The organism is Christiangramia sp. 3-2217-3z, from assembly GCF_051195275.1.
Classification (GTDB): Bacteria; Bacteroidota; Bacteroidia; order Flavobacteriales; family Flavobacteriaceae; genus Christiangramia; species Christiangramia marina.
Map to the genome: position 1 here is coordinate 602,630 of NZ_JBNJLI010000001.1, position 20,311 is coordinate 622,940.

18 protein-coding genes are annotated in these 20,311 nt (G+C 39.6%); all 18 read left to right on the forward strand.

Annotated elements, in window-relative coordinates; all coding sequences use genetic code 11:
- Window positions 1-41 precede the first annotated feature (41 nt).
- The 18 genes from ACSHZO_RS02875 (at window position 42) to ACSHZO_RS02960 (ending at window position 20,243) form a co-directional block, all read left to right on the forward strand.
- On the forward strand, window positions 42-1,475 hold the full coding sequence (locus ACSHZO_RS02875) for an MFS transporter (RefSeq protein WP_298246560.1): 1,434 nt from the start codon (window positions 42-44) through the stop codon (window positions 1,473-1,475).
- Window positions 1,462-2,142, forward strand: a complete 681-nt coding sequence (gene pgmB / locus ACSHZO_RS02880) for a beta-phosphoglucomutase (protein WP_298246561.1) — start codon at window positions 1,462-1,464, stop codon at window positions 2,140-2,142. Before ACSHZO_RS02875 ends, pgmB begins: the two co-directional genes overlap by 14 nt.
- Window positions 2,142-4,448 carry a glycoside hydrolase family 65 protein gene (locus tag ACSHZO_RS02885; protein WP_298246562.1) on the forward strand — a complete coding sequence of 769 codons (2,307 nt, stop codon included), beginning with the start codon at window positions 2,142-2,144 and terminating at the stop codon, window positions 4,446-4,448. Before pgmB ends, ACSHZO_RS02885 begins: the two co-directional genes overlap by 1 nt.
- Before the next feature lie 49 nt (window positions 4,449-4,497).
- Window positions 4,498-6,366 (forward strand): glycoside hydrolase family 13 protein, encoded by a 1,869-nt coding sequence (locus ACSHZO_RS02890; RefSeq protein WP_298246563.1) that lies wholly within the window; start codon window positions 4,498-4,500, stop codon window positions 6,364-6,366.
- Between the two features lie 5 nt (window positions 6,367-6,371).
- Window positions 6,372-7,817 (forward strand): alpha-amylase family glycosyl hydrolase, encoded by a 1,446-nt coding sequence (locus tag ACSHZO_RS02895; protein WP_298246564.1) that lies wholly within the window; start codon window positions 6,372-6,374, stop codon window positions 7,815-7,817.
- A 125-nt stretch (window positions 7,818-7,942) separates the two neighbouring features.
- Window positions 7,943-8,929 carry a 6-phosphofructokinase gene (pfkA, locus tag ACSHZO_RS02900; RefSeq protein WP_295181026.1) on the forward strand — a complete coding sequence of 329 codons (987 nt, stop codon included), beginning with the start codon at window positions 7,943-7,945 and terminating at the stop codon, window positions 8,927-8,929.
- A gap of 16 nt (window positions 8,930-8,945) precedes the next feature.
- Window positions 8,946-9,944 (forward strand): type I glyceraldehyde-3-phosphate dehydrogenase, encoded by a 999-nt coding sequence (gene gap / locus ACSHZO_RS02905; RefSeq protein ID WP_298246565.1) that lies wholly within the window; start codon window positions 8,946-8,948, stop codon window positions 9,942-9,944.
- 78 nt (window positions 9,945-10,022) lie between these two features.
- Window positions 10,023-10,880, forward strand: coding sequence for a BadF/BadG/BcrA/BcrD ATPase family protein (locus ACSHZO_RS02910; RefSeq protein ID WP_298246566.1), 858 nt, complete (start codon window positions 10,023-10,025; stop codon window positions 10,878-10,880).
- Window positions 10,881-11,033: 153 nt separating this feature from the next.
- Window positions 11,034-12,572 carry a YifB family Mg chelatase-like AAA ATPase gene (locus tag ACSHZO_RS02915; RefSeq protein WP_298246567.1) on the forward strand — a complete coding sequence of 513 codons (1,539 nt, stop codon included), beginning with the start codon at window positions 11,034-11,036 and terminating at the stop codon, window positions 12,570-12,572.
- Between the two features lie 113 nt (window positions 12,573-12,685).
- A complete protein-coding gene (locus tag ACSHZO_RS02920) occupies window positions 12,686-13,846 on the forward strand; it encodes a DUF2891 domain-containing protein (protein WP_298246568.1) in 1,161 nt (386 codons plus the stop codon).
- Window positions 13,843-15,063, forward strand: a complete 1,221-nt coding sequence (locus ACSHZO_RS02925; protein ID WP_298246569.1) for an Nramp family divalent metal transporter — start codon at window positions 13,843-13,845, stop codon at window positions 15,061-15,063. The genes ACSHZO_RS02920 and ACSHZO_RS02925 overlap by 4 nt, the downstream gene beginning before the upstream one ends.
- Window positions 15,060-15,800 carry a 5-oxoprolinase subunit PxpA gene (gene pxpA / locus ACSHZO_RS02930; protein WP_298246570.1) on the forward strand — a complete coding sequence of 247 codons (741 nt, stop codon included), beginning with the start codon at window positions 15,060-15,062 and terminating at the stop codon, window positions 15,798-15,800. The genes ACSHZO_RS02925 and pxpA overlap by 4 nt, the downstream gene beginning before the upstream one ends.
- A gap of 5 nt (window positions 15,801-15,805) precedes the next feature.
- The gene (pxpB, locus tag ACSHZO_RS02935; RefSeq protein ID WP_298246571.1) at window positions 15,806-16,534 is read left to right on the forward strand and encodes a 5-oxoprolinase subunit PxpB; all 729 of its coding nucleotides are present in this window, start codon (window positions 15,806-15,808) and stop codon (window positions 16,532-16,534) included.
- The gene (locus ACSHZO_RS02940; RefSeq protein WP_298246572.1) at window positions 16,503-17,381 is read left to right on the forward strand and encodes a biotin-dependent carboxyltransferase family protein; all 879 of its coding nucleotides are present in this window, start codon (window positions 16,503-16,505) and stop codon (window positions 17,379-17,381) included. Before pxpB ends, ACSHZO_RS02940 begins: the two co-directional genes overlap by 32 nt.
- Before the next feature lie 250 nt (window positions 17,382-17,631).
- The gene (locus tag ACSHZO_RS02945) at window positions 17,632-18,024 is read left to right on the forward strand and encodes a hypothetical protein (protein WP_298246573.1); all 393 of its coding nucleotides are present in this window, start codon (window positions 17,632-17,634) and stop codon (window positions 18,022-18,024) included.
- Window positions 18,025-18,032: 8 nt separating this feature from the next.
- On the forward strand, window positions 18,033-18,770 hold the full coding sequence (locus ACSHZO_RS02950; RefSeq protein ID WP_298246574.1) for a hypothetical protein: 738 nt from the start codon (window positions 18,033-18,035) through the stop codon (window positions 18,768-18,770).
- 59 nt (window positions 18,771-18,829) lie between these two features.
- Window positions 18,830-19,618 (forward strand): sensor histidine kinase, encoded by a 789-nt coding sequence (locus ACSHZO_RS02955; RefSeq protein WP_298246575.1) that lies wholly within the window; start codon window positions 18,830-18,832, stop codon window positions 19,616-19,618.
- Window positions 19,611-20,243: a response regulator transcription factor gene (locus ACSHZO_RS02960; RefSeq protein ID WP_298246576.1), complete on the forward strand. Its 633-nt coding sequence runs from the start codon at window positions 19,611-19,613 to the stop codon at window positions 20,241-20,243. Before ACSHZO_RS02955 ends, ACSHZO_RS02960 begins: the two co-directional genes overlap by 8 nt.
- Window positions 20,244-20,311: the final 68 nt, after the last annotated feature.

A 20,311-nucleotide genomic window follows, 5' to 3' on the forward strand; every position in this document is an offset into this window, starting at 1 on the left:
ATAAGTCTTAGTGCTTATCGTAGAACAATCAAAATCACGATATGCAAAAACCCCGTTTAAAGTTTTGGGACATCTGGAACATGAGTTTCGGATTTCTGGGTATACAATTTGGTTTCGCGCTTCAAGGCTCGACCATGTCCCGTATATTCGAAACATTAGGTGCTGAAAAGGACAACATTCCATTATTATGGATCGCTGCTCCATTGGCAGGCCTTATCGTGCAACCAATAATTGGTTATTTAAGCGATAATACCTGGCATAAGAGTTTAGGTAGAAGAAGACCATTTTTCCTCCTTGGAGCCATACTTAGCTCCATCGCTCTTTTGCTAATGCCATACTCTTCTGCAGTATGGATGGCAGCAGGCTTGTTACTTGTGCTGGATGCCTCCATTAATATATCTATGGAACCATTCCGCGCCCTTGTAGCAGATAAGTTACCAGATTCTCAAAGAAGTTATGGATTCGTTATTCAGACATTAATTATAGGAATTGGAACCTGGGTGGCCAGTAACCTCCCTAAATTCATGAATAACGTGCTTAATATTAGTAACGAGGCCGCTCCAGGAGTAGTTCCAGAGTCGGTTCGAGTTGCTTTTATCGTTGGAGCTGTTGTATTCATTGGATCTATTCTGGTGACCATTTTCACTACCAAAGAGTATTCGCCAGAACAAATGCAAAAATTCGAGGATGGCGATGAACCTGAGAAAGATCAGGGTATGATCAAGACCATCCTGGGAACCTACGCTTTGATGCCTAAGATCATGAAAAAACTGGGTGTAGTTCAGTTTTTCTCGTGGTTCGCTTTTTTTGCGATGTGGACTTTGGCAAACCCGGCGCTTACCAGTCATATTTATAATGCACCTAAGCCTCAGATCGAAGAATTCGCCCAGTTGGATAGTGAAGGAGAACTTCAGTATGACGCAGACAGGGTGATCTTATTTCAGGATGACCAGGCGAGGCTGGAATATTCAGAACAGGATAAGAGCTACAATGAAGCCAGTGATGATGTAGGATCCAAAATGGGAATCTACGGACTATCTTCCATGGCATTTGCTTTGCTATTAACTTTCTACACTTCAAGATTTGCGATCAATCGTAAACTCGTACATATGGGAAGTTTAATTCTTGGAGGTGCCGGATTTTTACTGATGTACTTTATTCCCGGGGACCCAGAAATGCTATACGTATGTTTTGTACTCATTGGTTTTGCCTGGGGAAGTATACTTTCCATGCCTTATGCAATGCTGTCAAGTTCAGTAGCATCATCAAAAATGGGATTGATGATGGGTGTTTTCAATATGTTCATAGTGATTCCACAAATTATCGCAGCACTTGGAGGTGTTGTATTTCTACAAAAACTTATTGGAGAAGAATCGATCCATGCAATGACCGTCGCAGGTGTATTCCTGTTATTCGCGGCATTTTCAAACTTATTAATTACAGATAGAAAAGCTATTAAATATGACCCAGCATAGAACGAATACAAAAGCTGCCGTAATTTTCGATCTCGACGGAGTGATCGTTGATACAGCGAAATTTCATTTTCAAGCCTGGAAAAAACTGGCTAATGATCTTGGTTTTGACTTCACTAAGGAACAAAACGAGCAATTAAAGGGAGTGAGCAGAGGGGAATCTTTAAAAAAGATCCTACGCTGGGGAAATATGGAACTTTCTGAAGAAGAATTCAACAGACAAATGGCATTGAAAAATGAGAATTATCTGGGCTATGTTGAAAAAATGGATGAATCTGAAATCCTTCCGGGCGTTAGAAAAATCCTAGACTATTTAAAGCAGAATAATATTCCATTCGCTTTAGGTTCTGCCAGCAAGAATGCACGCCGAATTTTAAAGCAGATCAATTTATATGATGATTTTGACGCGATCGTAGATGGAACCGATGTTTCAAAAGCGAAGCCAGATCCGGAAGTTTTCCTGATCGCCGCAGTTAAGCTTGGTGTACAAGCGCATAACTGTGTGGTATTTGAAGATGCTCTGGCAGGAGTCCAGGCGGCCAATGCAGGAAATATGACGAGTATCGGTATTGGCTCTGCCAGAGTTCTAGGCGAAGCAGATCATGTTTTTAATGACTTTACCGAGATCGAACTAGAATTTATTGAAAATTTATTGAGAAACGAGAAGTAATGAATCAGGATTATATAAAGCCGGACGAGTGGTCCATCATTGAAGAAGAATTTGACGCAGGTAGAGTGAAATCCTCAGAAAGCCTTTTCAGTATTGGAAATGGAGCTATGGGACAGCGTGCAAATTTTGAAGAACAGTATTCCGGACCAAGTTTCCAGGGAAGTTACATTGGAGGGGTTTATTACCCCGATAAAACCAAAGTAGGCTGGTGGAAAAATGGTTATCCCGAGTATTTTGCGAAAGTTTTGAATGCTCCGAACTGGATTGGTATCAACGTTTTCGTAAACGAAGAACCACTGGATCTGTTCAATTGTAAATTGGTTAAAAACTTTCGCCGTGAGTTGAATATGAAAGAGGGTACTCTTTCAAGAAGTTTTGAAGCCGAGCTTCCAAATGGAATTGTAGTGGAAGTAAAAGCTTTGCGTTTTGTTTCTATTGTTGAAGACGAGCTTGGAGCGATAAAATTTGAAGTAACTCCGTTAAATCAGGATGCCGAGATCAGGTTCGATCCTTATCTTGATGGAAGTATTACTAATACAGATGCAAACTGGGAAGAACGATTCTGGGAAACTCTGGAAGTAAAGGAAGACTCTGAGCGCGGCTATATCGTGAGTAAAACTTTGAAAACCGGTTTCCATGTTGGAACCTTTATGCAGTCTAAAATTTTACTGAATAACGAAAAAGTTACTACTGAAGCAACTTCTTCAGTTGGAGAAGATCGTATTTCTTTTGCTTATAAAGTAAAGACCGCGAAACAGGAAACGGCTGCTATTATAAAATATGCCGGTTATGTTTCAGATATGAACCATAAGAAGGAGCAACTGTTTCAGGCGGCAGGCAAAGTTCTTGACTCGGCTACTTCAAAAGGATTTGAATCTTTAAAGAAGGATCAGAAAGAAGCCTGGGCTTCGATCTGGGAAATGGCAGATATTACAATTTCCGGAGATGTAAAAGCTCAGCAGGGAATTCGATTTAATATTTTCCAGCTCAATCAAACTTATTTAGGAGAAGACGATCGACTAAATATTGGTCCGAAAGGTTTTACCGGTGAAAAGTATGGAGGTAGCACCTACTGGGATACAGAAGCCTATTGTATTCCTTTTTATATGGCGACCAAAGATCAGAAAGTAGCACGTAAGCTACTTACGTATCGTTATAATCACCTTCAGAAAGCCAAGGAGAATGCTGAGAAATTAGGCTTTTCGAATGGAGCCGCGCTTTACCCGATGGTAACTATGAACGGTGAGGAATCCCATAACGAGTGGGAAATCACTTTTGAAGAAATTCATAGGAATGGTTCCATGATCTTTGCGATCTACAATTATGTACGTTACACCGGCGACTTCAGTTATATCCCTGAAAAAGGACTGGAAGTAATGATCGCCGTAGCCAGGTTCTGGCATCAAAGATCAAACTTCAGCAAGGATAAGAATAAGTATGTGATCCTTGGGGTGACCGGTCCTAATGAATACGAGAATAACGTGAATAATAACTGGTACACGAACTACCTTGCTAAATGGTGTATTGAATATTGTCTTGAAACAATCAATAAAGTTAAAGATGGTCACCAGGAAGATTACGCGAGAGTGATGGGTTTAACAGATCTTAATGAAGGCGAATTAGCCAAATGGAGAGAAGTTGCTGAAAAAATGTACTTCCCGTATTCTGAAGAACATGGCGTGTATCTGCAACAGGATGGTTTTCTGGATAAAGAGATCATCCCGGTAAAAGATCTGGAGAAAAAGCATAGACCAATTAACCAGAAATGGAGCTGGGATAGGATTCTTCGTTCCTGTTATATCAAACAGGCAGATGTGCTGCAGGGATTCTATTTCTTTGAAGATCATTTCAGCAGAGAGCAACTAGAAAAGCATTTCGATTATTATGAGCCGCTAACGGTTCATGAATCTTCATTGTCTCCGTGTGTACACAGCATTCAGGCTGCGGTTCTGGGAAGAATGGAACAGGCTTATGAGTTTTATGTGAGAACTTCAAGATTGGATCTTGATGATTACAACAAAGAAGTAGAGGAAGGATGCCATATTACCAGTATGGCTGGAACCTGGATGAGTATTGTAGAAGGTTTTGGAGGTATGCGTGTGGAAAATGACCAGTTGTCATTCAAACCACAGATTCCTGAAAACTGGAATGCCTATTCTTTCAAAGTGAATTTTAGAGACCGCATTATCAAGGTTTCAGTTTCTTCCAAGGGGACCGAGTTTTTTCTTGAAGGATCAGAATCCCTGGATATCCAGGTAAATAATAAGGAGCTTACATTAGTCCCTAACGAACAAATTACAGCTTAGTAATACTGGCTCTCTTTTCAGGAAGGGAGCCTTTTTTTATTGAAAACATATGAGAAAAATTTTATTGCTTTGTGGTCTGCTTATCGGGCTACAGGCTTTTGCTCAAATCGAGCGCGTGGAACCACCAAACTGGTGGACAGGTTTTGAACAGGACAGTTTGCAGTTAATGCTCTACGGACGCAATGTTGGTGCTGCGGAAGTATCTTCAAATTACCAGGGAGTTCAAGTGCTGGGAACAGAAAAAGCATATAGTCCGAATTATTTATTTGTAAATCTTGTAATTACTGAAGCTGCCAAGCCCGGTAGCATGAAGCTGAATTTTAAGTTTGAAGATGGTTCTTCTGAAGTAATTGATTACGAATTAAAAGAACGTGAACAGGCGGCTGAAGATTTCGTAGGATTCGACAACACTGATGCAATCTATCTGATCACGCCAGACCGTTTTGCTAATGGTGATTATAGTAATGATGTGGACGAAAGTCTTAACGAGAAAACAATTGATCTCGAGGATGATTACGCCCGTCATGGCGGCGATATTCGGGGAATCATAGATCATCTTGATTATATCGATGACATGGGATTTACCGCTATCTGGTCTTCTCCATTGTTGATCAATGACATGAAGTCCGGCTCTTACCATGGTTATGCGATGACCGACTTCTATAAGGTAGATCCGCGTTTTGGAACTCTGGAAGAATATAAAGAACTTGCACAAAAGGCAGACGAAAGAGGTATCAAATTGATCATGGATATGGTCGCGAACCATACGGGCGTTGAGCATTGGTGGATGGATGATCTTCCATTTAATGTCTGGATCAACTACCAGGAAAAGTTTGAAAATGATGAAGAGTTGATTTACTCTAATCACCGTAGAACTGCTAACCAGGATCTATATGCTTCCGAAGCAGATAAAAAGGTGATGAGCAATGGTTGGTTTGTGGAAACCATGCCAGATTTGAACCAAAAGAACCCGTATCTGGCTAAATATATTATTCAGAACAACATTTGGTGGGTGGAAACTTTGAAGCTGGGAGGAATTCGGCAGGATACCTATCCGTATCCAGATATGGAATTTATGAGTGAATGGGCCGGAGCCATCATGAAGGAATACCCGAACTTCAACATTGTTGGAGAAGAATGGTCCAATAACCCACTGCTTATTCGTTACTGGCAGGATGGTATTGAAAATGGATATGATTCTAATCTGAAATCTACGATGGATTTTGCCATGCAAAGCAATATCGTAAAAGGATTGAATGAGGAATCTGGCTGGGACACAGGATTACAACGTTTATACGATGGGCTGGCGAACGATTTTGCCTATGCTTCACCTGAAAATATTATGATCTTCCCAGATAATCATGATATGAGCAGGATCTATACTCAGCTTAATGAAGATTTGGAAAATACGAAAATGGCGCTTAGTTACATTCTTAGCCTTCCGCGTATCGCCCAAATTTACTACGGAACTGAGATTCTTATGAATGATACTGCAAAACCAGGGGATCATGGTCTTATTAGAACCGATTTTCCCGGTGGCTGGAAAGATAGCGACAGGAATGCGTTTACCGGCGAAGGACTTTCCGAAGAAGAGAAAGAAATGCAGAAATTTCTAAAAACTTTACTGAATTACAGAAAGTCCAGTAAAGCCATCCAGGAAGGAAATCTGGTGCATTTTACACCACAAAATAAAATTTACCTGCTCTCAAGAACTTCGGGAGGTGAGACGATCGTGCTAATCCTCAATAAAAATGAAGAATCTGTTGATCTTGATCTTTCCAGGTTTGCTGAACTTGAACTTGAAGGAATGCAGTTTCAAAACCTTCTGACCAACGAAAAAATGACCTGGGATAAAAGCCTGGAGCTTCCATCACGTGGGGCCTATTTTTTTACAACTAAAATGAATAATTCAAACTAATACACATGAAGAAAATAACCTTTATACTGGCTCTCATGATTCTCTTTGTTTCCTGTAAAAATGAAACAAATCAGCCAAAGAATGCAGAGAATGAAACCGCAAAAGATTCACTGGCACCAGTGAATGACGATATGCTGGAGTCGGCTATAATTTATGAAGCGAATATCAGGCAATACTCGCCAGAAGGTACATTTGATGCTTTCACCCAGGATATTCCGCAGCTTAAAGAACTTGGAGTAAAAGTGATCTGGTTAATGCCAATGTATCCTATTTCCATGAAGAAAAGGAAAGCGACCGGAGATAAATCCATTGAGGATATTGAAGATCCGGAAGAGCGTAAAAAGTATCTTGGAAGCTATTATGCAATTTCAGATTACAAGGCGGTAAATCCAGATTTTGGGACCATGGAAGATTTTGATGAACTGGTTCGAACTGCTCATGATAATGATATGTTCGTTATTCTTGACTGGGTGGCGAATCACACCGGCTGGGATCATGCATGGATCGAGGAGCATCCTGAATATTATACTAAAAATGATAAGGGTGAGATCACAGATCCTATCAATGATGCAACTGGAGAACCATGGGGCTGGACAGATGTTGCCGATCTAAATTTTGACAACGAAGATTTAAGAGAAGCGATGAAAAAAGACATGATTTTCTGGATCGAGGAACACGATATTGATGGGTACCGTGCAGATGCTGCACACTCGGTTCCTACAGATTTCTGGGAAGATATTGCTGCTGAATTGCGTGAAATTAAACCGGTTTTTATGCTGGCTGAAGCAGAAAGTCCTAAAGAATTATTCCACAATGCTTTTGAAATGGGATATAACTGGGAAGGACACCATATCATGAATAGCATTGCGCAGGGAGATAAAACTGCCAAAGACTGGGATGATTATATGGAAAAAGTGGATTCTACATTTCAGGAAGATGATTACCTGATGAATTTTGTAACAAATCACGATGAGAATTCATGGGCTGGAACCGTAGAAGAAAGAATGGGAGATGCTTCGGAAGCGATGCTGGCCATGATCTATACTTTACCGGGAATGCCTTTGATTTATAGCGGACAGGAATACGACATGAATAAAAGACTGGAGTTCTTTGTAAAAGATACTATTCCGAAGAAAAAAGGCAAAGTATATCCAATACTTGAAAAACTTGGCGAATTAAAAACTTCCAGTGTGGCATTGCATGGAGGGAAGTCGGCTGCCTCTTATAATGATGTTGCAACATCTGCAAATGAAAAGGTGCTGGCGTTCAAAAGAGAGAAGAATGGAGAAACTCTTTATTATATAGCAAATATGACTGCCGAACCTGTAGAATTTTCAGCAGAAATAGAAGGTGATTTTATCGATTATATGAACGATTCTGAAATGAAACTGACCAAAGATCAACAGATGAGTTTTAAAGGCTGGGAATACCGAATTTTGATAAATAAGTAATTAAACTGCCAATAAATTGAAAAAAGCCACATTATTGTGGCTTTTTTTATTAGTTATTAACCGAAAACGTTTTAGTTTTTTCCGAAATTAGGTAATTGGTTTGAAAGAAGTTAGCTTTGAGGGTAATGGTCGAAAAAATTAGAAACATCGCTGTTCTAACTTCCGGAGGAGATGCTCCGGGAATGAATGCTGCTATAAGAGCAGTTGTTCGTGCCTGTTCATATCATGATCTTGAATGTACAGGAATATTTCGTGGGTATCAAGGTCTTATCGAAGCAGATTTTGAACCACTTGATGCACGTTCAGTTAGAAATATAATCAATAGAGGAGGAACTTTTTTGAAGTCTACCCGTTCCAAAGAATTTCAGACTAAAGAAGGTCGTCAAAAAGCCTACGATAATCTTAAAGCAAACAATGTAGATGCACTTATCGTAATTGGTGGAGATGGTACTTTTACTGGAGGACAACTATTCAGTAAAGAATTTGGTTTTCCGGTAGTAGGAATTCCTGCGACCATCGATAATGATATTAATGGAACCGACTTTACCCTGGGTTACGATACTGCTTTAAATACAGTCGTTGAGGCGATCGATAAGATTCGTGATACGGCAAGTTCCCATAACAGGTTGTTCTTAGTGGAAGTGATGGGACGTGATGCTGGTGATATTGCTTTAAATAGTGGTATTGGTGCTGGTGCTGAAGAAATTTTGATCCCTGAGGAAAACCTTGGAGTAGAAAGACTACTGGATTCACTAAGAAAGAGCAAAAAAACTGGTAAAACTTCCAGTATCATCGTGGTTGCAGAAGGAGATAAGAGCGGGAAGAATATTTTCGAACTCGCCTCATTTATAGAAGAGAATCTCGATGAATACGAAGTTAGAGTTTCTGTTTTAGGTCATATACAGCGTGGAGGTTCTCCAAGTTGTTTTGATCGTGTTCTGGCTAGTAAGCTAGGAGTGGGAGCAGTAGAAGCCTTGATGAACGGAGAAACTGAGATCATGGTAGGAATTCACCACCAGAAAGTCGTATATGTAGATTTACTAACGGCTATTAAAGGTGAAGCAAAAATAGATAAAGAATTACGGAGGGTGGCAGACATCACTTCGGTATAATTAAAAACCAAAGAAAATGAGTACTAAAATTGGAATTAATGGATTTGGTCGTATTGGAAGAATTGCTTTCAGAATTGCGGCGCAAAGCGAAAAAGTAGAAGTTGTAGCTATCAACGATCTTCTTGATGTAGATCATTTGGCATATTTACTGAAGTATGATTCGGTTCACGGAAAATACGCAGGTTCTGTTGAAGTAAAAGACGGAAGTCTTATCGTTAACGGAAACAAAATTAGAGTTACTTCAGAAAAAAATCCAGCAGACCTTAAATGGGGTGATGCAGGAGTCGATGTAGTAATGGATTGTACAGGAATCTTTACAGATCTTGACAACGCACAGGCTCACCTTGATGCTGGTGCTAAAAAGGTTGTAATTTCAGCTCCTTCTAAAACCGCTCCAATGTTCGTAATGGGAGTTAATCACCAGGATGTAAAGGCAGATCAGAATATTGTTTCCAATGCTTCCTGTACTACTAACTGTCTTGCACCGCTTGCAAAAGTGATTGATGATGAGTTTGGTCTTGTAGAAGGATTAATGACGACTGTTCACGCAACCACATCTACTCAATTTACGGTTGATTCTCCATCTAAGAAAAACTTCAGACTAGGAAGAAGCGCAATGGCGAATATCATCCCAAGTTCAACTGGAGCTGCAGTAGCGGTAACTAAAGTAATTCCTTCTCTAAAAGGAAAACTTACTGGGATGGCATTTAGAGTTCCAACTACCGATGTTTCTGTAGTGGATCTTACTGTTAAAACTGAAAAGTCTACTAGTTACGAAGAGATTAAAGCTGCTTTTAAAAAGGCTGCTGAAGGAGATTACAAAGGTGTAATTTCTTATACTGAAGAAGAAGTAGTAAGCCAGGATTACGTTTCAGATCCACATACCTGTAATTTTGATGCAGGTGCTGGTATCGAACTTAATGACAAGTTCTTCAAACTAATTGCATGGTACGATAACGAGTATGGATATTCTTCCAAGCTTGTAGATCTTGCAGCTCACGTAGCTTCACTATAATTTATTCTGAATAAAACTAAATAGCAGTTCGGTGTTACAGCTGAACTGCTTTCTTTTCAATTTAATCCATCTCAGAACATGATATTGATTGCCGATGGCGGGTCCACTAAATGTGACTGGATCTTACTGAACAATGAAGGTGAGCAGATTTTCAAAACCAGAAGTAAAGGTTTGAATCCTGCTGTTTTTAAGGAAGCTGTTCTTGAAGAACGTCTTGCTGAAAATCCTGAACTTGCAGAAGTAAGAGATACGATCGAAAAAGTACATTTTTATGGTGCCGGTTGCGGTACACCAACTCCCACTGAACTTCTTAGAAGTATTATCGCGAACTATTTCACGAATGCAGATGAAGTAAAAGTGATGGAAGATACGGTAGCAGCTGTTTATGCTGCGACTACCGAGCCTGGTATCGTATGTATACTTGGTACCGGATCCAACAGCTGTTATTTTGATGGTAAAAATATCACTCAGGCAGTTGCATCTCTCGGTTATATTCTAATGGATGAAGCCAGTGGTAATTACTTCGGAAAAAGACTGATCCGCGATTATTACTACAAAAGAATGCCTCCTGAGATTGCTGAAAAATTTGAGCAAAAGTTCGATCTCAATTCAGATACGATTAAGATGAACCTTTATCGTAAGGACAACCCTAATACATATCTGGCACATTTCGCAGAATTTATTTTTACGAATGAGCGTAATGGCTACTTCTATAAGTTGCTACACGAAGGCCTTTCAGATTTTGTTCATTCAAGAGTGATGAGCTACCCACAGGTGACTTCTGTTCCTGTTCATTTTATAGGTTCTATCGCATACTTCAGTCAGGATATTATTAAGGCAGTTCTGCAACCTTACGGGATCGAAGTTGGAAATATCGTAAGAAGACCTATTGATGCATTAATTGAATATTACCGTCAAAATGTGATCGGTAAATAATACAACTCATTTTCAAAAATTAAAAAGACTCGCAGATAGCGGGTCTTTTTTTTTATGAAAAATTTGGCGATACAACCCATTGGAGATGTATGACATATAAGTTTAAAATGTACATTTAGCGGCGTTTAACGACCCTACATTTTAAGTGATTTTATGCTTGTAAAAGTTTATGGAAGTGCTGTTTTTGGTGTGGATGCCACCACTATCACTATCGAGGTCAATATTGCCTCAGGTATTGGATACCATCTCGTTGGCTTACCAGATAATGCAGTCAAGGAGTCCAGCTACCGCATTACTGCTGCCCTTCAGAATAACGGTTACAAACTACCAGGGAAAAAGATCATCGTAAACATGGCACCTGCCGATCTAAGAAAGGAAGGTTCAGCTTATGATCTTAGTTTTGCCATGGGCATTCTGGCCGCATCTGAGCAAATAAAAGCGATCAATATCTCAGAGTATATCATAATGGGCGAATTATCTCTGGACGGCAGCCTTCAACCCATCAAAGGAGCACTCCCAATAGCAATACAGGCTAAAAAAGAAGGTTTTAAGGGTTTCATTCTATCTGAGCAAAATGCCAGAGAAGCAGCGATCGTTTCAGGTCTGGATGTATTCGGAATAAGTAACATCAAGGAAGTTATCGATTTTTTTCATTCAGGTAAGCAATTGGAGCCTACGATCATCAATACCAGGGAAACTTTTTTCCAAGATCTTGACAATCTTGAGCATGATTTTGCCGATGTGAAAGGCCAGGAATCAATCAAGAGATGTATGGAGATCGCTGCTGCGGGAGGCCATAATATTATACTTATAGGTCCACCGGGTGCGGGAAAAACCATGCTTGCCAAAAGGTTGCCCAGCATCCTCCCGCCTATGACTTTGCAGGAAGCATTGGAAACAACTAAAATTCATAGTGTGGCCGGCCGAATCAAAGATAATGTTGGCCTGCTGGCTCAACGACCATTCAGGAGTCCGCATCATACAATTTCTGATGTTGCTCTTGTTGGCGGGGGTGGATATCCACAACCGGGTGAGATCTCGCTATCTCATAACGGCGTGCTGTTTCTGGATGAGCTGCCAGAATTTAAAAGAAGTGTATTGGAAGTTATGCGCCAACCTCTGGAAGATCGCGAAGTTACCATCTCCAGAGCTCGGTTTACCGTTACCTATCCTTCCAGTTTTATGCTTGTCGCCAGTATGAACCCAAGCCCAGGCGGTTATTTCAATGATCCAGATGCGCCTGTATCTTCATCTGCTTATGAAATGCAACGATACCTGGGCAAAATTAGCGGACCGTTACTTGATAGAATCGATATTCATATAGAAGTGACTCCGGTTCCATTTGATAAGTTAAGTGAAGAAAGAAAAGGTGAATCCAGTAAATCTATTCGGGAGAGAGTTAGCAAGGCCAGAAGCATCCAATCTGAAAGATTTAAGGATCTCGAAAATGTTCATTACAATGCCCAGATTGGTCCAAGGCAGATAAGAGAGCATTGCCAATTGGATGATGCGTCGAAGACTTTATTGAAAACGGCAATGGAAAAACTAAATCTCTCTGCCCGGGCTTATGATCGTATTTTAAAAGTTTCCAGAACAATTGCAGATCTGGCTGGTAGTTCTCAAATACAGGGAGAACATATTAGTGAAGCTATACAATATAGAAGTCTGGACAGGGAAGGATGGCTGGGTTAATATCTTGAGTTTTAATTAACGAAACCTTTGCCTGTTTTTTATATTTTTGGATAAAACCTACTAAATCAATCTGTAAATTTCGAAATTCACCGAAAGAGACGCAATTACAACCAATGAAACAACTTCTTTTAGCCTCCGTATGTTTGCTTATTTTATCCTGTAAAGGAAATTCAGAAGATCCTGTTGAAAATTCTGGAGATACTGACAGTTTAATAACTGAGAGTATCCTGCCAGATGCACTCAAAACCACCGATAAAGTAACATTAAATCTTACTGAAGCCAATAATCTTGCGGAATTACCATTAAGTTGTTTAAACACAGAATACCCTAATAAATTGGGACAAACTCTCGAAAATGCAGAGGCGATGGACGAACCCAAAGCTTTACATCCAGCCTTTTATGGGTGTTTTGACTGGCATTCGTCTGTTCACGCACACTGGTCATTGGTGAGTTTGTTGAAGCAATTCCCGGATCTAGAGAAGAATGAAGAGATTCGTGAAAAATTGAAAACCTCTCTCTCTTCAGAAAATATTGAAGGAGAGGTTGCATACTTCAATCGTAAAGAAAGTACAGCATATGAACGTACTTATGGCTGGGCATGGTTGCTGAAGTTGTCACAGGAGCTTAAGTCCTGGGAAGATCCTCTTGGAAAGGAACTTGCCGCAAATCTTCAACCACTTACAGATTTAATAACGACGCGATTCATTGAATTCCTTCCGAAGTTAAATTACCCGGTAAGAGTAGGAGAGCATACCAATACTGCATTCGGGCTTACTTTTGCATATGATTATGCAGAAGCAACCGAAAACCAGGAATTAATAGAAGTGGTCAAGAAAAGTGCACAGAGTTTTTTCCTGAATGACGACAACTGCCCGGTAAGCTGGGAACCAGGAGGATACGACTTTATTTCTCCCTGCCTGGCAGAAGTGGATATCATGAGAAGAGTTCTTCCAAAAAGTGCTTTTAACCTTTGGATAGAAGATTTTATGCCACAATTGAAAAACGAAGATTTTGAGATGGAAGTTGGTGAAGTTTCAGATAGGACTGATGGTAAACTAGTTCATCTTGATGGTCTTAACTTCAGCAGAGCGTGGATTTTCTCTGGTCTTGCTAATCAATATCCTGAAAAATTCGGTCATTTACGAGCTCTCGCTAATGAGCATGTGGCCTATTCTTTTCCAAATGTATCCGGTGACGCTTATGAAGGTGGTCATTGGCTGGGTACGTTTGCGATTTATGCTTTGCAGGAATCTGGAAAGCAACCCGAAAAATGAAAAACTTCTTCAGAAATCTAGGTCCTGGAATCCTTGTTTCTGCTGCATTTATTGGTCCTGGAACCGTTACCGTATGTAGTCTTGCAGGTGTGGAATTTGGTTATAGTCTGCTATGGGCTCTACTGGTTTCAATTATTGCCTGTATCGTATTGCAGGAAATGTCTGCCAGGCTTGGTTTGGTAACGGGCAAAGGTCTAAGTGATTCCATACGACAATCCATAACCTCTCCGGTACTCCGCTTAGTAGCGCTAATTCTAATTTTTTCTGCAATTGTAATTGGAAATGCAGCTTACGAAGCTGGGAATATATCTGGTGCGGTCATGGGTGTGCAAAGTATCATGCCTATTGAGGAAATATCAATTTCTGGAAATGTCATCAATCTTTGGAGTTTTATAATTGGAGGTTCCGCATTTCTACTGCTTTACCTCGGAAGTTATAAGCAGCTGGAAAAAGTATTTATAGGATTGGTAGTTTTTATGAGCCTGGCATTCATTATCACAGCTTTTCTTACCCAGCCATCCTGGTCTGGAATTCTTCGAGGCTTTGTGCCGACTTCCATAAGTGATGAAGTTCTAACAATCATCGCATTGGTGGGAACTACCGTAGTGCCTTACAATCTTTTTTTGCATGCATCTTTGGTTGGTGAGAAATGGACTGGCGTTAATCATCTTAAAACTGTACAGAGTGAACTAGTATTTTCGATTATTCTGGGTGGCCTGGTTTCCATGGCAATCCTAATATGCGCAGCTTCATCCGGATTGAGCTCCATTGATGATGTAGCTGGTCTGGCAGTAGGACTGGAGCCATTGTTTGGAAATATGGCCACTACATTTTTAGCAATCGGATTACTGGCAGCCGGGATCACCTCGTCCATAACAGCCCCTTTGGCGGCGGCATATGTTGTGAAGGGTTGTCTTGGGTGGAAGGGCGGAATGGCCAATTGGAGGTTTAAAGCAGTTTGGATGAGCATAATTATCCTTGGTGTATTGTTTAGTTCCCTGGGGATAAAACCGGTCGAGATCATTCAGTTTGCGCAGGTGGCAAATGGAATTGCGCTTCCTGTCATTGCGATATTTCTCTTATGGATCGTCAATCAGGAATCAATTTTGGGGAAATTCAGAAATTCAGCCTTTCAAAACATAATTGGTATCTTGGTAATTGCCCTGGCAATATTCCTCGGGGCGAAATCAATTTACACTGTAATACAGAATCTATGACAAAAGAAACTATCCATATAAATTGTGATCTTGGAGAAGGTGGAGAGTTTGACGAAAAGTTAATGCCACATATTTCTGCTTGCAATATTGCCTGTGGAGGGCATGCTGGAAACCTCGAAACGATGCATAGAACTGTAAGGCTGGCTCTTGAAAATAACGTGGAAATTGGAGCGCATCCGTCTTATCCAGACCGGGCAAACTTCGGAAGAAATCATATGGAAATGACTGCTGAAGAATTGAAACTTTCTATTGAAGGACAGGTACTAAGTCTGAAGCAAATTGTGGAATCTGAAGGAGGGAAACTAAGTCACGTGAAACTGCATGGTGCTCTCTATAATGACGCTGCTAAGGATAGGAATATTTCCGAGATAGTAGTGAAAAGTCTTGAAGATTTTGGAGATGATCTAAGGCTCTTCGTGCCTCTCAATTCCCAACTTGGAGAACTTGCTTTAGGTAGATTTGAACTCTTTCATGAAGCTTTTGCAGATCGCAATTATGAAAAAAATTACGCACTTGTTTCCCGGTCAAAATCGCATGCCATCATTACAGATGAGGAACTGGTTTTCGATCATGTCTGGCGAATCTATAAGCTGAATGAGATAATATTGAAGAATGGGGAATTTTTGAAAGCTTATGCAGATACATTTTGCGTGCATTCTGATACCCCTTCGGCGGTGCAAATTCTACAATATTTACAACGTAAATTAGCTGCAGAAAACATCTATATTAAATCGTAAGACCGATGAAGTGGAAGAGTATTTCGAGAATGGGAGATCGCGGAATTCTGATAGAATTCCCTCAGGAAATTTCAGAAAAAATACTTCAAACTATACTGGAGGCAAAAGTTACGCTATCAAAAATAAAGCTTGAACAGAAGGTTGAAATAACTAATACATACGACTCGTTATTAATAAGTTATCCTTCAGCTATAAGAGATGTCTATAGTGAGTTAAAAGTCGTTTCCAATGCTCTTAGAGCTACGAATATATCAAAAAACATCGACAAGCGAATTTTCAAGATTCCTGTTTGCTATGAAGCAGAATATGCTCCAGATTTAAATGATGTAGCCGAGCTTAAAAACATAAAAAAGGAAGAGCTGATTTCCCTTCACTCCACTCCAGTATACCTTGTTTATTTTACCGGGTTTTTACCGGGCTTTTTATACCTGGGTGGATTGAATCAAAAAATTGCAACGGCACGAAAAAACACTCCGCGTAAAATTGTAACAAAAGGTAGCGTGGGAATTGCAGAAGATCAAACCGGAATATATCCGCAAGAGAGTCCGGGTGGATGGCAAATTATTGGTCGAACACCCCTGGATCTTTTCAGTGCGAAAAGCAAAATTCCCAGTCCGTTTGTTGCCGGAGATTTTGTCCAATTTCATCCAGTAAGTAATTCGGAATATTTCCAAATTGAGGAAGAGGTTAAGCAAGGAATTTATGAATTCGAAATCATCAAATCCAATGGGTGAAGTAGTTGTTAAGCAGCCGGGATTATTTTCCACGATTCAGGATTTCGGAAGATTTGGATCGAGAAAATATGGTGTTCCTGAGAGTGGAATTATGGATAGATATGCCTTCAAAATTTGCAATCTAATTCTAGGGAATTCTGAGAATGATGCGGTGCTGGAAATAACATTTATTGGACCTGTTCTTGAATTCAATGCAGCTACAAATATTTGCATAGGAGGAGCAAATCTCAGTCCGAAGATTAACGATTTGAAGATCGATCTAAATACAGCTTATCAAATTAAGGCCGGAGATATTCTATCCTTCGGAAAAAGAAAATCTGGATTCCGATCCTACCTTGCGATTAAAAATGGTTTTCAATCTCCGGAAATTCTGGGAAGTCGAAGTTGGTTCGAAGCTGTTACAGGAAATCATCGACTTCAGAAGAACCAGCTTTTACATTATCAAGCTTCAGAAGCTATCAAAAGTTTTTCTCATTCAGCTATTCAGTTAGATACAGATTATCTCAACTCAGAAATGATCGAAACTTATGAAGGTCCAGAATTTGGAAAACTACCAGAATCTTTGCAGAAACTAATTTTTCAGAAGAAATTTAAGGTACATGGAGACAGCAACCGTATGGCTGTACAATTTGAAGAATCTATCCAAAATGATCTCAAAGGCATTCATACCTCCCCGGTCATGCCGGGAAGCGTTCAACTCACTCCATCAGGAAAACTGATTGTGCTTATGAGAGACTGTCAAACTACGGGAGGTTATCCAAGGGTTTTACAATTATCAGAATATGGAATCCAGGTACTCTCTCAAAAAATTCCTGGTGAAGCTGTACAATTTTATAGAAAAAGATGATTTCTTTAAATAGCAAAAAGTGCCAACTAAGTTTATTAATGCTATAGAAAAGACCCTACTCAGAACTACAACTAAACTATGATTGACACTTTTTTTGTCCCCAAAACATTCTAGATAAACTAAAATGACTCTACAAATATAGATACAGTAGTGGCTGTAGAGTAGGGGAATTTTCCCCTTTCTTGTAGATAAACTCGATTTTATTTTTAGAAATTATATTTTAGAGCCAGCAAATCAAACCCTTATCATCGTGAATCCACCAAATAAGTGCATTACTGTCCAGGAAGCTAAAGAACTTCAAAAGGAATGGCGTGAAACCAGATCTATAGTTACTACGAATGGAAAAGAACATAAGGATACCTGTGAGTTCCATTTTGATCTTGAAGAACTTCAGGAATATATCAACTACGTTCGGGAACAATCTAATCAGAATAATGCGGAAAGGCCTGGAATCAATGTCTGGCTCGGAGCTTATCAGGCTGATGGCGATAAACCTAGTCTTAACACCGTTTTTTTCTCAGCTACGCGTAAAATGAAAGCTGAAGAGGAAGATGGTTCTGGGAGAGATTACCTCGAAAATGATGAAATTGAACCAATGAATACTGTAGGAGGTATGTGGCCTCCTTTACCATATAAAGGCTAGGATTTTCTGTGATAAAATTCATTATTGAAAACAAGCTATACATAGGATATCTTATGGAATTCCTTGCGGCTTGTGCTGGAACATTACACCTCATCAAAGCCCGGAATTTAAGAACTGGTGTAAAAATTTTTGTTGGATTCCTATGGTTCAATTTTTTCTATGACCTGCTGGGCATGTACCCAATCTGGGCATATTATGATAATTACCAGTTGGCACCATTTTTAAAAGACACTGCTTTTGCACGTAATTTCTGGTATTATAATAATTTCTATGTCATAAAGTATTTTGTGCTGGGGCAGTTATTTATTTTACAGTTAAACCATCCTGAAAGTCAAAGTCTAAGGAAGATCCTGGCTAAGCTAAAATGGGCCTTTGTGATCTACAGTGTACTATGTTTTGGAAGTTTTGGTAACTATTTATATCAATATGACTATACGGTCATCATATTTGGAACATTCTTTCTTGTGGGGTGTATCATGGCTTACCTGATTCAAATGCTTCGTACAGATGAAATTCTTCAATTTAAGTCAGATGTCATTTTCTATATCGCGGTAGGGCTCATCCTATACGAGTTATGCATTGCACCTATTAATATTTATGGAGGATATTTTAATGAAGGTAATATGGAATTTGTACAATTTTATGCGCGTATTCTCAGGTACGGGAATATTTATTTATACGGAATCTTTATCATAGGTTTTCTGGTAACTTTGAGGAATGGAAGAAAAACTGATATCTTAGCTTAGAATTAATGTTTAATTCTAACAGCTAAATAAGGCCTGCCAGTATTTAAAATCCCATAGAAATGCTTCGGAAAGAAGAGATCATTCTAATTCTCTATTTTATACTGGTGATCGTACTACTCACCGTATTCATCGTCTTTTTTGTGATCACTTATCAAAAGCGGAAGAATAAGATCTTACAGGAGAAATTTGAGGCAGAACAACAATTTTTAATTGAACTCAATAATACAAAGATCGAGATACAGGAAGCTACATTGAAGAATGTAAGCTGGGAACTCCACGACAATATTGGTCAGTTACTATCTGTGGCCAGTATCCAGTTGAACATACTTTTAAAGAGATCTAAAGAGGATGCCGCTCCAGCGGTTACAGAGATCAAAGACCTGGTGGCTAATTCTTTAAATGAAGTGCGTTCACTTTCCAGGACGCTAAATAACGAAGTAATTCATACAACCGGGTTGCACAAGTCTGTTCGCGACGAGCTGGAGCGCTATAATCGTATGGATATCCTGCAGGCAGAATTGGAAATTAAAGGTGAGGCCAGAGAAATTAGGCCTGAAAGTGAGATCATTATATTCCGGATTATGCAGGAGTTTTTTAATAATGTCATCAAATATGCTGAAGCCTCTTCACTTGAAGTTCAATTAAACTACCTGGAAGATTCACTGCAGATTCATGCTAGAGATAACGGGAAAGGTTTCGATGATACTGAAGTAGAAAAAGGTTCCGGAATAATTAATATGTATAGCAGGGCCAGGCTTATAAATGCTAAAATTGATATCCAGAGTAAAGTTGGAGAAGGAACTTCGCTGAAATTAAATTATCCTATTCAAATAACCAGCAATGTCTAAAAGTATAAGCATAGTCGATGATCATAAGCTGTTCGCAAGTTCACTTCGCGTTCTGGTGAATTCGTTCGACGGTTTCCGGGTGCTTGATTATTTTAAAAATGGTCAGGAGCTTGTAGACCATGTGCAAAGTGACCTGGAACTTCCAGATGTTTTACTTCTGGATATGAGAATGCCAGTAATGGATGGTCTGCAAACAATGACCTGGTTAAAAGAACATCAGCCAGATCTAAAAGTTCTTGCTCTGACTGTAGATCAGGAAGATGAAACGATCATCAGGATGTTGAAACTCGGTGCTCGAGGATATCTTCTGAAGGATATAGATCCAGATGAATTTGAACTCGCCTTAAACAGGATCGTTGATACTGGTTATTATACGAATCAGCTAATTTCTGAAGCTTATAGAAATGAAGGAAAAGCTGAGAAGTATGAAGTACTTACTGGCAGGGAGCAGGAATTTTTATATTACGCCTGTAGTGAGCTTACTTATAAAGCGATCGCTTCAGAAATGAATCTTAGTCCTAAAACTGTAGAAAATTATCGGGAGAGCCTTTTCAATAAGTTACGGGTTAAGAGTAGAGTAGGCCTGGTCATGGTTGCTATAAAAGAAGGGTATTTCAAGATCTAAAAATTTAAGAATACTTTATATCAAAAGCAGCTTTACGTCATTACATAATTCTCGAACTGCAGTATCTT

Excerpts from the sequence above, each read along its gene's own strand:
- ACSHZO_RS02875 (WP_298246560.1), top strand. The coding sequence starts at position 42 with ATGCAAAAACCCCGTTTAAAGTTTTGGGACATCTGGAACATGAGTTTC.
- pgmB (WP_298246561.1), top strand. The coding sequence starts at position 1,462 with ATGACCCAGCATAGAACGAATACAAAAGCTGCCGTAATTTTCGATCTC.
- ACSHZO_RS02885 (WP_298246562.1), top strand. The coding sequence starts at position 2,142 with ATGAATCAGGATTATATAAAGCCGGACGAGTGGTCCATCATTGAAGAA.
- ACSHZO_RS02890 (WP_298246563.1), top strand. The coding sequence starts at position 4,498 with ATGAGAAAAATTTTATTGCTTTGTGGTCTGCTTATCGGGCTACAGGCT.
- ACSHZO_RS02895 (WP_298246564.1), top strand. The coding sequence starts at position 6,372 with ATGAAGAAAATAACCTTTATACTGGCTCTCATGATTCTCTTTGTTTCC.
- pfkA (WP_295181026.1), top strand. The coding sequence starts at position 7,943 with ATGGTCGAAAAAATTAGAAACATCGCTGTTCTAACTTCCGGAGGAGAT.
- gap (WP_298246565.1), top strand. The coding sequence starts at position 8,946 with ATGAGTACTAAAATTGGAATTAATGGATTTGGTCGTATTGGAAGAATT.
- ACSHZO_RS02910 (WP_298246566.1), top strand. The coding sequence starts at position 10,023 with ATGATATTGATTGCCGATGGCGGGTCCACTAAATGTGACTGGATCTTA.
- ACSHZO_RS02915 (WP_298246567.1), top strand. The coding sequence starts at position 11,034 with ATGCTTGTAAAAGTTTATGGAAGTGCTGTTTTTGGTGTGGATGCCACC.
- ACSHZO_RS02920 (WP_298246568.1), top strand. The coding sequence starts at position 12,686 with ATGAAACAACTTCTTTTAGCCTCCGTATGTTTGCTTATTTTATCCTGT.
- ACSHZO_RS02925 (WP_298246569.1), top strand. The coding sequence starts at position 13,843 with ATGAAAAACTTCTTCAGAAATCTAGGTCCTGGAATCCTTGTTTCTGCT.
- pxpA (WP_298246570.1), top strand. The coding sequence starts at position 15,060 with ATGACAAAAGAAACTATCCATATAAATTGTGATCTTGGAGAAGGTGGA.
- pxpB (WP_298246571.1), top strand. The coding sequence starts at position 15,806 with ATGAAGTGGAAGAGTATTTCGAGAATGGGAGATCGCGGAATTCTGATA.
- ACSHZO_RS02940 (WP_298246572.1), top strand. The coding sequence starts at position 16,503 with ATGAATTCGAAATCATCAAATCCAATGGGTGAAGTAGTTGTTAAGCAG.
- ACSHZO_RS02955 (WP_298246575.1), top strand. The coding sequence starts at position 18,830 with ATGCTTCGGAAAGAAGAGATCATTCTAATTCTCTATTTTATACTGGTG.
- ACSHZO_RS02960 (WP_298246576.1), top strand. The coding sequence starts at position 19,611 with ATGTCTAAAAGTATAAGCATAGTCGATGATCATAAGCTGTTCGCAAGT.